Origin of the sequence: Rahnella sp. CFA14(1/10) (genome assembly GCF_004195095.1) — a bacterium.
Lineage (GTDB): Bacteria > Pseudomonadota > Gammaproteobacteria > Enterobacterales > Enterobacteriaceae > Rahnella > Rahnella perminowiae.
In genome coordinates this window covers 48,273-64,107 of sequence record NZ_SEWS01000014.1, presented here as the reverse complement: position 1 = coordinate 64,107, position 15,835 = coordinate 48,273, and the positions used below count along the sequence as shown (strand labels likewise).

At 50.6% G+C, this 15,835-nt stretch carries 16 protein-coding genes; 7 read left to right on the top strand and 9 right to left on the bottom strand.

Annotated features, from left to right (window positions below; genetic code table 11):
- Position 1: 1 nt before the first annotated feature.
- The 3 genes from rfaC to rfaD are packed head-to-tail and all read right to left on the bottom strand — an operon-like array spanning position 2 to position 2,997.
- A complete protein-coding gene (gene rfaC, locus EVX52_RS22935) occupies positions 2 to 985 on the bottom strand; it encodes a lipopolysaccharide heptosyltransferase RfaC (RefSeq protein WP_129955280.1) in 984 nt (327 codons plus the stop codon).
- Positions 985 to 2,034: an ADP-heptose--LPS heptosyltransferase RfaF gene (rfaF, locus tag EVX52_RS22930; RefSeq protein WP_129992188.1), complete on the bottom strand. Its 1,050-nt coding sequence runs from the start codon at positions 2,032 to 2,034 to the stop codon at positions 985 to 987. Before rfaF ends, rfaC begins: the two co-directional genes overlap by 1 nt.
- 30 nt (positions 2,035 to 2,064) lie before the next feature.
- The gene (gene rfaD / locus EVX52_RS22925) at positions 2,065 to 2,997 is read right to left on the bottom strand and encodes an ADP-glyceromanno-heptose 6-epimerase (RefSeq protein ID WP_129955282.1); all 933 of its coding nucleotides are present in this window, start codon (positions 2,995 to 2,997) and stop codon (positions 2,065 to 2,067) included.
- A gap of 242 nt (positions 2,998 to 3,239) precedes the next feature.
- Between rfaD and kbl the strand changes: the two genes are divergently transcribed.
- The gene (kbl, locus tag EVX52_RS22920; protein ID WP_129955283.1) at positions 3,240 to 4,436 is read left to right on the top strand and encodes a glycine C-acetyltransferase; all 1,197 of its coding nucleotides are present in this window, start codon (positions 3,240 to 3,242) and stop codon (positions 4,434 to 4,436) included.
- Positions 4,437 to 4,445: 9 nt separating this feature from the next.
- Positions 4,446 to 5,468, top strand: coding sequence for an L-threonine 3-dehydrogenase (tdh, locus tag EVX52_RS22915; protein WP_129955284.1), 1,023 nt, complete (start codon positions 4,446 to 4,448; stop codon positions 5,466 to 5,468).
- Positions 5,469 to 5,535: 67 nt separating this feature from the next.
- Here tdh and EVX52_RS22910 read toward each other — a convergent pair whose 3' ends face one another.
- The 5 genes from EVX52_RS22910 to gpmM all read right to left on the bottom strand — a co-directional run bounded on the left by EVX52_RS22910 (position 5,536) and on the right by gpmM (position 11,787).
- Positions 5,536 to 6,465, bottom strand: coding sequence for a hypothetical protein (locus tag EVX52_RS22910; RefSeq protein ID WP_129992187.1), 930 nt, complete (start codon positions 6,463 to 6,465; stop codon positions 5,536 to 5,538).
- A 2-nt stretch (positions 6,466 to 6,467) separates the two neighbouring features.
- Entirely contained in the window at positions 6,468 to 7,691 is a 1,224-nt protein-coding gene (locus EVX52_RS22905) for a glycosyltransferase (RefSeq protein ID WP_129955286.1), read from the bottom strand.
- A gap of 181 nt (positions 7,692 to 7,872) precedes the next feature.
- The gene (locus EVX52_RS22900; protein WP_129992186.1) at positions 7,873 to 8,802 is read right to left on the bottom strand and encodes a divergent polysaccharide deacetylase family protein; all 930 of its coding nucleotides are present in this window, start codon (positions 8,800 to 8,802) and stop codon (positions 7,873 to 7,875) included.
- Positions 8,803 to 8,804: 2 nt separating this feature from the next.
- Complete coding sequence (envC, locus tag EVX52_RS22895; protein ID WP_370278366.1) at positions 8,805 to 10,070, bottom strand: murein hydrolase activator EnvC; 1,266 nt, start codon at positions 10,068 to 10,070, stop codon at positions 8,805 to 8,807.
- Positions 10,071 to 10,242: 172 nt separating this feature from the next.
- The gene (gene gpmM / locus EVX52_RS22890; RefSeq protein ID WP_129992185.1) at positions 10,243 to 11,787 is read right to left on the bottom strand and encodes a 2,3-bisphosphoglycerate-independent phosphoglycerate mutase; all 1,545 of its coding nucleotides are present in this window, start codon (positions 11,785 to 11,787) and stop codon (positions 10,243 to 10,245) included.
- A gap of 303 nt (positions 11,788 to 12,090) precedes the next feature.
- On the opposite strand from gpmM, the gene EVX52_RS22885 reads away from it, so the two are divergent.
- The 5 genes from EVX52_RS22885 (at position 12,091) to cysE (ending at position 15,290) form a co-directional block, all read left to right on the top strand.
- Positions 12,091 to 12,522, top strand: a complete 432-nt coding sequence (locus EVX52_RS22885) for a rhodanese-like domain-containing protein (RefSeq protein ID WP_013577604.1) — start codon at positions 12,091 to 12,093, stop codon at positions 12,520 to 12,522.
- A 53-nt stretch (positions 12,523 to 12,575) separates the two neighbouring features.
- Entirely contained in the window at positions 12,576 to 12,827 is a 252-nt protein-coding gene (gene grxC, locus EVX52_RS22880) for a glutaredoxin 3 (RefSeq protein ID WP_129992184.1), read from the top strand.
- A 64-nt stretch (positions 12,828 to 12,891) separates the two neighbouring features.
- On the top strand, positions 12,892 to 13,362 hold the full coding sequence (gene secB, locus EVX52_RS22875; RefSeq protein WP_129955290.1) for a protein-export chaperone SecB: 471 nt from the start codon (positions 12,892 to 12,894) through the stop codon (positions 13,360 to 13,362).
- Complete coding sequence (gpsA, locus tag EVX52_RS22870) at positions 13,362 to 14,381, top strand: NAD(P)H-dependent glycerol-3-phosphate dehydrogenase (protein ID WP_129955291.1); 1,020 nt, start codon at positions 13,362 to 13,364, stop codon at positions 14,379 to 14,381. The genes secB and gpsA overlap by 1 nt, the downstream gene beginning before the upstream one ends.
- 87 nt (positions 14,382 to 14,468) lie before the next feature.
- Positions 14,469 to 15,290, top strand: a complete 822-nt coding sequence (gene cysE / locus EVX52_RS22865) for a serine O-acetyltransferase (RefSeq protein ID WP_120133124.1) — start codon at positions 14,469 to 14,471, stop codon at positions 15,288 to 15,290.
- A gap of 52 nt (positions 15,291 to 15,342) precedes the next feature.
- On the opposite strand, the gene trmL is transcribed toward cysE, so the two are convergent.
- Positions 15,343 to 15,816, bottom strand: coding sequence for a tRNA (uridine(34)/cytosine(34)/5-carboxymethylaminomethyluridine(34)-2'-O)-methyltransferase TrmL (trmL, locus tag EVX52_RS22860; protein WP_129955292.1), 474 nt, complete (start codon positions 15,814 to 15,816; stop codon positions 15,343 to 15,345).
- Between the last annotated feature and the right edge of the window lie 19 nt (positions 15,817 to 15,835).

Genomic DNA, 15,835 nt, shown 5'->3' with positions numbered 1-15,835 from the left:
GTCAGTTCATTTCCTCTTTCGCCGCCAGCAGATCACTCAGACGTTCAAAGACGCTTTTTGCAGATAAGTTTTTCAATGCGTTGTCATCGGCTTTGAGGATAAACTGATTCTTTCCATACCCGCCAATCAAGCCGGGATCGGTCGGTCCGTAAAGTGTGATATTGGGACGATCCAGCGCGGCGGTCAGATGGCTCAGCCCGGTATCAACAGAAATGACCGCTTTCGCCCCCGCTAAAACCTCAGCAACTTTTTCCAGGCTCAGTTTAGGCAGCACCTCGACATAAGGAAAACCTTCCGCCAGGCGCAATGCGCGTTGATATTCATGGTCTGCCCCCCATGGAAGTTTGATGCAAATATTTTGCCCGTCGAACATGCTGATCAGCGCACGCCAGTGCTCTTCCGGCCAGTGCTTATCTGCGCGGGTGGTGGCATGAAGAAACACCAGATACGGCTGCGTATCAGCAGGAAGATGGGAGAGGAAACGTGCCGCAATAGCGTAATCCCCCTGGCCTGATGGCTTTTCATAACCCAGGCTTTTCGCAAATAACTCCCGGGTACGCTCTACCGCATGCTGCTTTTTATCGATTTCATGGCGTTGATTGTAGAACCAGCTGGCGAATGGCTCGCGGGCACTTTTACAATCTTGCCCGTGTTTTTCGCCTTTGGCGACGCGGGTGATCAGTGCTGCACTTTTCATCAGACCCTGAGCATCGATGATGACATCATAGGTTTGAGACTGAACTTCGCGTTTGAAATCGCAGCGTTGATGCCGGGTTTCAGAACCGAACCAGTTTTTACGCCAGCGGCGGATGGCGACAGGTATCACGCGATCAACGGCAGGATGCCAGCCGGGGATCTGGGTAAAGCCTTCTTCCACAACCCAGTCAAAGCGGATCCCAGGAATGGCCTGCATCGCATCCGTTAACGCCGGAAGAGTATGCAGAACGTCGCCCATGGACGAGGTTTTGACGATGAGAACCCGCATTAAAGCTCCTTCCTTGCGTTCAGCAACTGGGTGAGTTCCTGGTAAACCTGCCCGGGTTGAATATCAATTAAACTTTGGTGATAGCCTTCTTCCGCATTGCCTTTACGGACTTTATGGTAGCCGGTGATAAGACGTATAACTTTTGCCTGATGACTGAGTGGTGGCGTAAAGTCCGGGCTGCTGGGCCCGTAAAGTGCCACCAGCGGTTTATCCAGAGCAGCGGCAACATGCATAAGACCTGAATCATTACTGACCACCGCATGACAGGCGGCAATCATCACGACCGCCTGATCCAGGGAGGTTTTCCCCGCCAGATTGAGGCAGAAAGGCTGTGCGTTTTCTGTCAGCGCCAGGCGGATTTGTTCACCTGCAGCGTTATCTTTTGCGGAACCAAACAGCACCACCTGATAGCCTTCGCTGATCAGCTTTTCAGCCAGCACCGCGTAGTGATAATGAGGCCAGCGTTTTGCCGGGCCAAATTCCGCGCCAGGGCAGAAACCTATCAGCGGGCGGGTATTATCCACAGAGAAGGCGGTTTTAACCGCAGTGACTTCCGCGTTGCTGACCGCTAATTTCGGCCACAGAACAGGTTGCGGAAGATCAGCGGCAGTTTTGATTTGCCGGGCATCATAGCCCAGTGCGGCATAACGCTGAACCATCAGTGGGAATGCGGGTTTATCCAGTACCCGCAAATCATTGAGCAGGCCATAACGCATTTCGCCACGCCAGCCGGTGCGCTGAGGAATACGGGCAAAGAAAGGTATCAGCGCCGATTTAAACGAGTTAGGCAGAACGTATGCGCGCTGATATTTCTCATTGCGCAGTGAAATACCCAGACGACGACGCTCGCCCAATTCCAGCGCTCCATGGCCCAGCGGCATTGCCAGCGCCTGATGCACTTCCGGCATGCGATCAAGTAAAGGACGGCACCATGCAGGTGCCATCACGTCAATCTGAGCGTCGGGGTGCGCAGCTTTCAGGGTGCGATAAAGACTTTGTGACATCATCATGTCACCGACCCATGACGGCCCAATTACCAGTATTTTCATACCGTTAATCCATTCCTCAAGGTGCAGGGCTTAAACTGTGCGGTTAAGCCAGCTCATGTATTCCGTCACACCTTCAGCCACTGTTTTGAAGGGCTTGTCATAACCGGCGTTACGCAGGGCAGTCATATCGGCCTGCGTGAAAGACTGGTAGCGGCCCTTGAGTTTTTCCGGGAAAGGAATGTATTCGATATCGCCAGAATTGTGGTACGCCACAACGGCGTCTGCTACAGCCTGGAAGGATTCCGAACGGCCGGTACCGCAGTTGAAAATGCCTGAAACCCCGTTTTGCCAGAACCACAGGTTCACGGCTGCCACATCACCTACATAGATGAAATCGCGCTTGAAGCCTTCGCTGCCAGAGAACAGTTTTGGGTTTTCCCCGGCTTTGATCTGATTATTCAGATGGAATGCTACGCTCGCCATGCTGCCTTTATGGCCTTCACGCGGTCCGTAAACGTTGAAATAGCGGAAACCACAGATTTGAGATTCAGCGTGCGGCAGAATTTCGCGTACATACTGGTCAAACAGGAACTTAGAGTAACCGTAGACGTTCAGCGGCTGCTCATATTGGCGATCTTCTACAAAGCTGGTGCTCTGACTACCATAGGTTGCTGCGGAAGAGGCATACAGGAAGGGAATACTGCGATCCAGACAATAATGCAGAACATCTTTGGAGTACTGATAGTTGTTATCCATCATGTATTTGCCGTCCCACTCGGTCGTGGAAGAGCACGCGCCTTCATGGAAAATGGCGTCGATATCACCCAGATCGTCGCCGGCGACGATGCTGGCGATGAAATCTTCTTTGTCGCAATAATCCGCAATATCCAGATCAACCAGATTGACGAACTTGGTGCCGTCTTTCAGATTATCCACCACCAGAATATCGCGGTATCCCATATCATTGAGCGATTTAATAATATTGCTGCCGATAAAACCAGCGCCGCCAGTGACGATTATCATGGGATTCACCTTTAATCATTTGAAGAACTGCGCACCATGCACAGCCTGTATAATGGGTAATATCATAACACTTCATTATGAAGCTCACATTGGGAAGGTGTCCTATAACAGGGATTCTTATGTTTCAGGGCGTAAGGCGTGAACTATGCTGCAAAACAAAGATATTGTGAGCACTTTCATCGTTATTTCATATGCAGATTAGTAAGGTATTCCGTGAATGAGTCATTTCAGGAGAATACTGTATGTCTGTTTCGTTTTATCGGCAGCTGGAAGATCAGCTGGATCAGGCTCGGGTTGAAGGGCTGTTTAAAGAAGAACGCATTCTCACCACGCCCCAGCAGGCAGAAGTCGCCGTTGCTGGCGGCCATCCGGTCATCAATTTTTGCGCTAACAACTACCTTGGCCTGGCCAATCATCCTGCATTAATCGACGCGGCAAAAGCTGGTCTCGACAGCCACGGTTTCGGCATGGCTTCGGTCCGCTTTATCTGTGGTACACAAGATACGCACAAAGAGCTCGAACACCGTCTGGCTGACTTTCTCGGTATGGATGATGCCATCCTCTATTCCTCCTGTTTTGATGCCAACGGCGGGTTATTCGAAACATTACTGGGTGAAGAAGACGCCATCATTTCGGATGCGCTGAATCACGCCTCAATAATCGACGGCGTCCGGTTATGCAAAGCCAGGCGTTACCGGTATGCCAACAACAATATGGCTGAACTGGAAACCCGTTTGCAGCAGGCAAAAGACGACGGTGCCCGCCATATTCTGGTGGCAACCGACGGTGTATTTTCGATGGATGGTGTGATTGCTAATCTGAAAGGCGTGTGCGACCTGGCTGAACGATTTGACGCGCTGGTAATGGTCGATGATTCTCATGCGGTTGGTTTTGTCGGAGCCGAAGGGCGGGGAACGCACGAATATTGTGATGTGATGGGGCGTGTGGATATCATCACCGGCACGCTCGGCAAAGCGCTGGGCGGTGCTTCCGGCGGCTATACCGCAGCGCGTCAGGAAGTGATCGACTGGCTGCGCCAGCGTTCGCGGCCTTACCTCTTTTCTAATTCTCTGGCACCGTCGATTGTCTCCGCCTCGCTTAAAGTGCTTTCCATGCTCGAAGAAGGCAACGACCTGCGTGAACGTTTGCTCAGCAACGCCAGACTGTTCCGTGAAAAAATGACCGCCGCTGGTTTCACGCTGGCGGGTGCCGATCACGCGATTATCCCGGTGATGCTGGGCGAGGCCCGTCTGGCTCAGGAATTTGCATCGCTTTTGCAGCAGGAGGGGATTTACGTCACCGGTTTCTTTTATCCGGTGGTGCCTCAGGGACAGGCGCGCATTCGTACTCAAATGTCAGCGGCGCACAGCACGGAACAGATCGAAAAGGCCGTTGAAGCCTTCACCCGTATTGGCAAAAAACTTGGCGTGATCGCCTGAGGAATGTCGATGAAAGCCTTAGCAAAACTCAAACGAGAAGAAGGCATCTGGATGACGGATGCGCCGGTACCTGAATTAGGGCACAACGATTTGCTGATCAAAATCCGTAAAACGGCCATATGTGGCACCGATGTGCATATCTACAACTGGGATGAGTGGTCACAAAAAACGATTCCCGTGCCGATGGTTGTCGGACACGAATATGTCGGCGAAGTGGTGGGTATCGGCCAGGAAGTTAAAGGTTTCAGTATCGGCGACCGGGTGTCGGGTGAGGGGCATATTACCTGCGGACATTGCCGTAATTGTCGCGGAGGACGCACACATTTGTGCCGCAATGCGCAGGGCGTCGGGGTAAACCGTCCGGGTGCTTTTGCGGAATATCTGGTATTGCCTGCTTTTAATGCGTTTAAAATCCCGGACAATATTTCCGATGATCTGGCTGCGATTTTTGATCCCTTCGGGAATGCTGTGCATACCGCATTGTCGTTTGATCTGGTCGGTGAGGATGTCCTGATCAGCGGTGCCGGCCCGATTGGCATCATGGCCGCTGCGATTTGTAAACACGTTGGTGCCCGCCATGTTGTCATTACAGATATGAACGAATACCGTCTGGAACTGGCGCGTAAAATGGGCGTAACGCGTGCAGTGAACGTCAGTCAGCAAAGCTTGCAGAATGTGATGGATGAACTGGGTATGACGGAAGGGTTTGACGTCGGACTGGAGATGTCAGGTGCACCGTCCGCATTTCGCAGCATGCTCAACGCCATGAATCACGGAGGCCGGATTGCGATGCTGGGCATTCCCTCCACTGAGATGGCGATCGACTGGAATCAGGTGATTTTCAAAGGGCTGTTTATTAAAGGCATTTACGGAAGGGAAATGTTCGAAACCTGGTACAAAATGGCCGCCCTGATTCAGTCAGGATTAGATCTTACCCCTCTCATTACGCACCATTTTCCTATTGATGAATTCCAGAAAGGGTTTGATGCAATGCGCTCCGGGCATTCAGGCAAAGTGATACTCAACTGGTAATCCGGTACGCCGGGAACGCAAAAAGCCCGCTGAAATAGCGGGCTTTTTGCTGAAAATGGCGCAGTTGTTACGCCGCAGGATCGGCCGTTTTTTTCTCGGCATCCGTCAGATAACGTACTTTACGGGTGTAATCCTGCCCTTTGAATAACAGTTCATTATCCGGTGAAGCCAGATATTTTTGCCATTCTGTCAGCGGGAAGCCGCCATGAGCGCCAATCACTTCTTTCGGGATAACCGATGGCGTACCGCCAATTTTTTTCGATACCGGCCAGTTCATCCAGTCGCCCAGATTGACGCTTTTGATATCCAGTGTATCCAGCATGGCGGCCAGAGGTAGCTGATCAGTCGGTGGCTGATTGTCTGGCAGAAGGTTCCAGGTATCTCTGAAAAACATAATCCACAGCGGGCACAAACGCTCCCAGGTTTTACGGGTGGCGGCTAAGAAAGCGCCGTTGACATGATCAACAATATAAGGGCGCACGCTGTTTTTGTAATACGCCGGGATTATCTCAGGATCACAACCGTCCAGTTTGGCAATCATTTTTCCCTGGCGGAAACTTGAGTAAATGTGATTTTCATGCAACTGAATTTCAGGCATTTTGAGTAAATTCAGATCGGAATCGATCATCAAAATACCGTCAGTTTTGGCCTGCAAAGGTGCCATCAGTTTGATCAGGCGGCTGAGATAAATTTGTTTATAACGATAGTCACCGGATTTGGTCTCAGGGTTAAGCGTGACGATGCGGACTTTCTCAGGCAACGGGCGGAAATGGCTGGCATCCTGATCGGTAACAATCACGATTTCCTGTAATGCGGTCGCGAATTTATCGGCAAATTCTGCACACAGACAAGCCTCTTCAATATAGTCGGCCCCTGCAGAAGGGATCACTACTGACGTAACACTGTTTTTGGGTTTGTCTGGCGTGACGGTATCGGTATACGGCAAATTATGGCGCGAAAGTATGTGACGATATTTTGGATTTAGAAATTTGAACATATTCAGCCTTGTTTCTTTTTCACACTGCTTAAAACGGTTTCAACGCCTGAGACATATTTTTCAATTGCAAATTTTTCGCGAACAATCAGGTTTGCCTGCTCTGCGATTTCATTTCTCAGATGGGCATTGAGATACAGTGTTTTCATATGGTTAAAGAGCATTTCAATATCGCCATACTCAAATAACATGCCGGTTTCTGCATTTTTAATCAGTTCGGCCGTTCCGGTGACATTCGATCCAATCACAGGTGTTTTTAGCAGCATCGATTCCAACACGACCCGTGGCAGGCCCTCACTTTTTGAACCCAAAATAAAGGTATCAAACGCGGACAGATATTCCAGCGCATTGCTCTGAAAGCCTGTGAATATGACTTTATCCATCATATTCAGAGCCGAAGCTTGCTGAATGAGGCGGCGTAAGTTCGGGCCTTCACCCACAAACACCATTTTCCATTTAGCTTCCGGAAATGCGCGGTTAAATTTGTCCAGCGCCAGTAACGTGAAGTGATGGGCTTTGCGGTTAATCAGAGAACCGATACTGCCAAAGATGAACGTATCGTTGTCGGCCGCTAATTCTTCCCGGATTTTATTGCCGTCAGGCAATGGCTGATGAATATCAATGCCATTAAAAACGGTAAAACATAACTCCTTGCGTACACCGCGTTTGAGCAGTTGTTCCTGCACCCCCTGAGAAACAGAGATAATGCTGTGGCAGAACTGGTTAACGATACGCACAATTTCCCGGCTGAGCACCGGCTCAATACGACAATGTTGTACGATTTCTGTGGGTAAACCGGCAGTAGAATAATAGCCTTCAACATTCGAGCTGGGCTGATTATTCATATACAGAATGTCAAACTGACCGAGTTCAAGCAGGGAGTGAATTTTGCGGATGTTGGGGTTAATACGCCAGATTTTGTCGATGGAATAAATGGCTTTCTGACGCAAGTTACTGTTAAAGAAAAACAGCGTTCTTAATACTTCTTTGACGATTTTTGCCCAGGCAGGTTGTTTAACCTGCGGAATAAAGAATACCGGAACATTCAGTGAGTTTAAAATCTGGCCGATAGTTTCGCCGTTGTCCCGGGCATAATCGTTATAAAAGCAACAGCTGATTTCAAATTTTTCACGATCGATTCTTTTCAGCAGTTCTAACATACTGTTAGTACCGCCTCCCCATTCCTTGCCACTATCCAGTAGCAGAATTTTAGATCGATCTTGTCCCATCGGTTAGCGCCCTTGCTCAGTCCGGTCAAAAAAATATACAGCGCCTATTATATGAGGCAAAACCCAGAAGCTCTACTTTTTAGTTTGGCTCGTAAACTCATCTATATCAATAAGTTAGTTAATGGTAACGGAGATATGCTTACCATCAATATAATCAGGAAATCGTCAATGTGTGCGATTTCTAGTTTTGCGTAAAAGTTGTCATCACAGAATACTGCCGTTCCACAAACTCCAAGGCAGGTAAAGATTTCAGGCTTTCTCCCAGAACTTTAAACATGCTGTCCGCATAAATCTGCGGGATAGGTTGCCTGAGGCGACAGACACTGATGCCTTTACGCGATGATTTTACTGGCCCGATCGTGGCTTTGCGGGTTGCTGCGCTGCGCTGGGGTTCGTTCAGCAGATCGCTTGGCCTGACCAGAACGATATCGGCAGGTAAGTTTGGCAACATTTGCTGCAGCACTTTCACCGTAGTGGGATGTGGGTGCCCGATCGCGATGGCATAGCCATTCTTGCGTGCGAGTTGAATTGCACGTTCAAATTGACGGCGGATTTCCGCTTCATTCTGCACATCATCTAAAAAGACATTGCGTTTAATCACTTTCACCCGGGTACCCTGAGCCGCTTTGACTGACTGGGTGTTGCCGATGGTCATACTATCGAGGAAAAACAGGTTGTGAGCATTCATTGCCTGCATGACATTTTCCATGCCGGTCAGGCTGGAGGTCATAGCGCTACCCATATGGTTATTGATACCAATTGCGTAGGGAATATTGCTGATCGCCTGATCGACAATGCGTTTCACTTCTGCGGCACTCATGGAAGGCGTGAGCGTATCTTTTTCCAGAGGTTGCTTGCTGAGCGGTGCCATCGGCAGGTGGATCAGAATCTCACGTCCCTGCTGGTGCGCTTTGTTCATCATCATCTGCGAATCGGGTGCATTGGGGAAAATCGCGACGGATACCGCTTTTGGCATCTGAAGTACCTGGTTTTCCTCATGCTGGCGATAACCGAAGTCATCGATCAGGATGGATAATTTCGCTGCCTGAACCTGACAGGCAAAGAACGCAGTACCGCAAACGGCAGCTAAAACGGACTTGTTATATCGCAATGCTATCTTCCCAACCACGGCTGTGGATTAACTGCCTGGCCCTGACGACGAATTTCAAAATACAGCGATGGCTGGCCCTGTCCGCCGCTGTTCCCAACTTTAGCAATGGCCTGACCGGTTCTGACCTGGTCGCCTACGCTGACCAGCGCATCCTGATTGTAGCCGTACAGGCTCATATCGCCTTTACCGTGATCGATAACCACAACCAGCCCGTATCCCTGTAACCAGTCCGCCAGAATGACCCGTCCGTCAGCAATCGCACGGACATCACTGCCTTCCCTTGCTGAGATCACCATCCCTTTCCAGCGTAGTTCACCCTGTAGCTGTTCGCCGAAGCGATGTATCAACGAACCATTAACAGGCCAGATATTTTGACCTGATGGTCTGCCCAGACCGCCGGTACGGGCCATCAGGGATTGCTCGCTTTGGGTTGGTTTGTAGGTGGAGCCGGATTTCTTCGCCTGTTGCTCTTTCGCTCTGACTGCCGCAGCTTCACGCGCTTCTTTTTCTGCGCGTGCTTTGGCGGCACGTTCAGCGGCTGCAATTTTGTTTTGCAGGCTGGATTCGTTGGCGCGCAGTTCAGTCAGGCTCTGCTCATCTTTTTGCAATGAGGATTCGAGCGCGGTCAGTGTTTGTTTGCGTGCGGCGCGTGCCTGTTCGAGTTTCTGCTGCTGGGTTTGCTGTTCATCCAACAGGCTTTTTTGCCGGGCTTGTTTAGATTGCAAAGACACACGCTGTGCCGCCAGCGTAGTGCGGGTCTGTTTCAGATCTTCGATGGTTTTCTGTCGTGCTTCATTCAGATAACCAAAATAAGCCAGGATCCTCTCGCTGCGTTCGCTCTCTTCGCTGCTCAGCAGTAATTGCAGGCCCTTATGCTGCCCGATGCGGAAGGCGGCATCGAGCTGCTTTGCCAGAATAGTTTCCTGCGTCTTTTGTTGTTTTTGCAATTTATCGATGGACGCATTCAGCCCGGAAATGTCTTTTCCCAAAGTGGCGAGGGTTGACTGTGTACTGCGCAACTGACTGCTGGCTGAAGCGATGGTTTTTTCCTGCGCCTGCAGTTGCTGCAGTAAAGTGCCGCGTTGCTGTTTCTGCTGTTTTACGCTTTTCTCTTTTTCCGCAATGTTTTGCTGAATGGTTTTGAGCTGATCTTTATTGTCGTCAGCATGCACGCTCACAGAGAGAGACAGCAGAGATACGCACAGTAATAAGGCTGGAGATGGGAAGGCAGATACGGCCTTGTCCTGAGCGGAAAGGCGGGTTCTCATCAGGCTGAAATGAATGAATTTGCTCAAACTTTTTTCCGCTTGTCGACCGTGGATGATAGACAATATGGCTGTCCCTTATCGTATCGTAACACTAATCAACCGGCTGATGCACAAACAAAAAAGGCGTACCAACGGAGGTCAGTACACCTTTTTTAACACGCTTTAACAGCAATTAGCGGGCGATAAACAGCGGTTTGCCGGTCATTTCCGTCGGAATTTCCATGCCCATCAGTGAAAGCATGGTTGGCGCGATATCAGATAATTTACCGCCTTCAACAGCCTGTGCATTTCCACCGATATAGATGAGCGGTACCGGCAGGCTGGTATGTGCGGTATGCGCCTGGCCGGTGGCAGGATCACGCATCTGTTCCGCATTGCCGTGGTCGGCTGTAATCAACAACTGACCACCGGCGGCTTTCACTGCGTCCACGACCTGAGCAACACATTTATCGAGCGCTTCAACGGCACTGACAGCCGCATCGTAAACACCGGTATGGCCGACCATGTCGCCATTTGGATAGTTACAAATGATGGCGTCATATTTACCGCTGCTGATTGCGCCGAGCAATTTTTCCGTCAGTTCAGCAGAGCTCATTTCCGGTTGCAGGTCATAAGTCGCCACATTAGGTGATTTCACCAGGATACGATCTTCGCCTTCAAATGAGTCTTCCATGCCACCGTTAAAGAAGAAGGTGACATGGGCATATTTTTCGGTTTCAGAGATACGCAACTGCGTTTTCCCGTGCGCCATCAACCATTCGCCCAGCGTATTTTTCAGGGATGCCGGTGGATAGGCACAGGCTGCATTGATGTCTGCAGCATATTCGGTCAACATGATAAAATCGCCGAAATTAATCACTTTTTCGCGGGTAAAGCCCTCAAAATCCGGGCTAATGAAAGCACGGGTGATTTCACGTGCACGGTCTGCACGGAAGTTCATAAAGACCAGCGCATCGCCATCATTGATTGCGGCAGTTTCTTCGCCAGCGGCTTGCAACACAGTCGGTTTGACGAACTCATCATTTTCGTCGCGGGCATAAGCGGCTTGCAGACCTGCAAGGGCGTTATCGGCAGTGAATGCGCCTTTTGCCTGTGACATTAAGTCATAGGCCTGTTGCACACGATCCCAGCGGTTGTCGCGATCCATGGCGTAATAACGCCCCACGATTGACGCGACACGGCCTGTACCTATCTGTGCAAATTTTTCTGAGAAGCGTTTCAGGGCTGCTTCAGCACTGCGCGGTGGGGTATCGCGGCCATCCAGGAAGGCATGCAGATAAATGGCTTTCGCACCACGGCGTTGCGCCAGCTCAATCATCGCCATAATGTGATCTTCGTGACTGTGAACGCCACCCGCAGACAGCAGACCCATAATATGAACCGATTTGCCGGCGGCGATTGCATGATCAACAGCGCCAGTCAGTACGCTATTATTAAAGAAATCACCTTCTTTAATTTCTTTGTCCAGACGGGTGAGATCCTGATACACGATGCGACCGGCACCTAAATTGACATGGCCGACTTCGGAGTTACCCATCTGCCCGTCGGGTAAACCGACGTCCAGCCCGGATGCGGCGATGAGGGTGTGCGGATGGGTGGCCCACAAATTATCCATGACGGGGGTTTTGGCGTTCAGAATTGCATTATCTTGTTGTTCTTCGCGATGCCCGTAGCCATCAAGAATCACCAGAACCATCGGTTTTTTTTTGCTCGACATGTCAATTGACCTCAGTTTGAAAGATGAAATGCTCATTAGGCTCGCCAGCTGAAACAGTCTGAACAGGCGCGGCTAAGGGCATTTAAGGCGGCTGATTTTACCTCAGCGCGGTAAGTGAATAGCCGGAGGAGATCAAAGATGAGGTGAGGTGAGGGTTAACTTTCGCTATAAAGGCGTGTTAATTTTCCGAGACGTGCCGCAGATTGTGGCAATCGCCGCGCTTACTGGCTGTATTTGCTCCGACGCGCAGGTATACTCTGAAGCCTTGAATTTTCCCCCAACTGACGGGAGTTGCTACACCCCATGCAAGATATTATGCCATTCATCAGTGCGCATCCGGTTCTCAGCCTGGCGTGGGTTGCGTTACTGATTGCAGTAATTGTAACCACTTTTAAAACACGTTTTTCTAAAGTAAAAGAGATCACCCGTGGCGAAGCAACCCGCCTGATTAACAAAGAAGACGCCATTGTTGTCGATGTCCGCGCGCGTGAAGAATTCCGCAAAGGCCACATCGCTGAATCACAAAATGTGTTGTCTGCCGACATCAAGAACAACAACCTGGGTGAACTGACCAAACATAAAGCACAGCCTGTTATCGTGGTTTGTGCCACAGGCCAGACTTCCCGCACTGCGGCTGAAGGCCTTATTGCTGCGGGTTTTGAACGCGTCTTTACACTCAAAGAAGGTATCAGCGGCTGGAGCAGTGAAAATCTGCCATTAGTGCGCGGTAAATAAGACATTAAGCAAACTGCTACGGCAATAAATTTTACGACTCTGAGGTGGAACCCATGGCCAAAATTGAAATCTACACCAAGGCAACCTGCCCTTACTGCCATCGTGCAAAGGCTCTCCTTAATAGCAAAGGGGCTTCATTCGATGAAATCGCTATCGACGGCGACGCGGATCAACGTGAAAAAATGATCGCCCGTAGCGGTCGTTCAACCGTTCCTCAGATTTTTATCGATGGGCAGCACGTAGGCGGTTGTGATGATTTACATGCACTTGATGCACGCGGTGGCCTTGACCCAATGCTGGGTTAATAAAGGCGGCGCCTGTTTTCCATTAAGTGTTTAAAAGGACTATTAACCCGAGGGTACTACTCACATGTCAGAACAAAATAACACCGAGATGGCTTTCCAGATCCAACGTATCTACACCAAAGACATCTCTTTTGAAGCGCCAAATGCGCCTCAGGTTTTCCAGCAAGACTGGCAGCCAGAAGTTAAACTGGATCTTGATACTGCTTCCAGCCAGCTGGCTGACGGCGTATATGAAGTCGTCTTGCGTGTGACCGTAACGTCTTCCCTGGGCGACGAAACTGCGTTCCTGTGCGAAGTTCAGCAAGGTGGTATCTTCACTATCTCCGGTATTGATGGCAACCAGATGGCACATTGCCTGGGGGCATATTGCCCGAACATTCTGTTCCCGTATGCCCGTGAGTGCATCACCAGCCTGGTTTCCCGCGGTACCTTCCCGCAACTGAATCTGGCACCTGTTAACTTTGACGCTCTGTTCATGAACTATCTGCAACAGCAAGCTGAAGGCGAAGGTGCTGAACCGCATCAGGATGCCTGATGAAAACCGTCAATGCGTCAATGACAGTGATCGGTGCCGGCTCGTACGGCACCGCTTTAGCGATTACTCTTGCCAGAAATGGTCATCCCGTTGTGCTGTGGGGACATAATCCCGACCACATCAATGCGTTACAGCGCGCCCGTTGTAATCAGGAATTCCTTCCTGATGTTCATTTCCCCGATAATCTGTTGCTCGAAACCAATCTTTCTATCGCGTTAGCTGCCAGTCGTAATGTACTGGTTGTAGTGCCAAGCCATGTATTTGGTGACGTATTACGCCAGCTGAAACCGCATCTGCGCCCTGATGCGCGCGTGGTGTGGGCGACGAAAGGTCTGGAAGCCGAAACCGGACGTTTGTTGCAAGATGTCGCGCGCGAAGAACTCGGCGATGCAATTCCATTAGCCGTCGTTTCCGGGCCGACATTTGCTAAAGAACTGGCGGCCGGCATGCCAACGGCAATCTCACTGGCCGCAACGGATACCCGTTTTGCCGAAGATTTGCAGCAATTGCTGCACTGTGGCAAAAGCTTCCGTGTTTACAGCAACCCCGATTTTATCGGTGTTCAACTGGGCGGTGCGATTAAAAATGTTATCGCGATTGGTGCCGGGATGTCTGATGGTATCGGCTTTGGGGCTAATGCAAGAACCGCGCTGATTACCCGTGGTCTGGCAGAAATGACCCGCCTGGGTTCCGCTTTAGGCGCTGACCCAGCCACATTTATGGGCATGGCAGGCTTGGGTGATTTAGTGTTAACCTGCACAGACAACCAGTCCCGCAACCGTCGCTTCGGCATTATGCTGGGGCAAGGCAAAGATGTTCAGACTGCTCAGGACACCATCGGCCAGGTTGTTGAAGGCTATCGCAATACAAAAGAAGTGCGGGCTCTGGCGCAGCGAAATAATGTTGAAATGCCGATCACGGAACAGATTTACCAGGTGCTGTATTGCGGTAAAGATGCGCGTGAAGCAGCAATCAGTCTGCTTGCCCGTGCGAGCAAGGACGAAAAACACAGCCACTGAAAGGCATTTGCAGAATAGCCACCTTGTTGGTATTCCCCACAGGGCGGCTTTTTATTACCCGAACTTGCAAAGTCGTAAGGAAAAGTGATGTCGTTAGAAGAATTAGAACTGGTCTGGAATAACATTAAATCAGAGGCGAGAGCGCTGGCTGAGTGTGAACCGATGCTGGCCAGTTTTTTCCATGCGACGTTGCTAAAACATGAAACGCTGGGCGGCGCGTTGAGCTACATTCTGGCCAACAAACTGGGCAATCCGATTATGCCTGCGATGGCGATCCGTGAAGTTGTCGAAGAAGCCTATCGCAACGACGAACAAATGATCCTGTCCGCTGCCCGCGACATTTTGGCTGTGCATCAGCGTGATGCCGCGGTCGACAAATATTCCACACCGCTGCTTTATCTTAAAGGGTTCCACGCGCTGCAGGCTTACCGCATCGGTAACTGGCTATGGAAGCAGGATCGCAAAGCGCTGGCAATTTATTTCCAGAATCAGATTTCAGTGTCATTTGGCGTAGATATTCACCCGGCGGCACGCATTGGCTGTGGCATCATGTTTGACCACGCCACCGGCATTGTCATCGGTGAAACGGCCGTGGTGGAAAATGACGTGTCGATTCTGCAATCTGTGACACTGGGTGGTACAGGGAAAACCTGCGGTGACCGACACCCTAAAATTCGTGAAGGCGTCATGATTGGTGCCGGTGCGAAAATCCTCGGCAACATCGAAGTGGGTGCTGGCGCAAAAATCGGTGCGGGTTCAGTCGTATTACAATCAGTTCCTCCACATACCACGGCTGCAGGCGTTCCGGCGCGTATTGTCGGGCGGCCGGAAAGCGAGCGGCCTTCCATGGATATGGATCAGCATTTCAACGGTATTGTGCAGGGTTTTGAATTCGGCGACGGCATCTGACAGGCTTTCAGATGGCATGAATCTGCATGCCATCCTCTTCACTTCCAATACGCTATTCTTTCAGCAATGCGCCCGGATATCCCAACTGACGCCAGGCTTCATAAACCACAACGGACACAGCATTCGACAAGTTCATGCTGCGGCTTTCTGCGCGCATGGGAATGCGGATTTTCTGTTGTGCTGGCAGGTTATCCAGTATGGATGCCGGCAAGCCGCGAGTTTCTGGGCCGAAGAGCAGGAAATCATCCTCCTGATAGCTGACGGCGCTATGTGCTGGCGTGCCTTTGGTTGTCAGTGCAAACAGGCGCTGTGGGTTTTCACTACTGAGAAAGGCATCATAATTAGCGTGATGCTTGATATTGGCGAATTCATGGTAATCGAGCCCGGCGCGGCGCAGACGTTTATCGTCCCAGCCGAAACCCAAAGGTTCGATGAGGTGAAGCTGGCATCCGGTGTTGGCACACAGGCGGATAATGTTGCCGGTGTTGGGCGGGATTTCTGGTTCAAATAAAACAATGTTAAGCATGCGTCCCCCTGATAGAGGG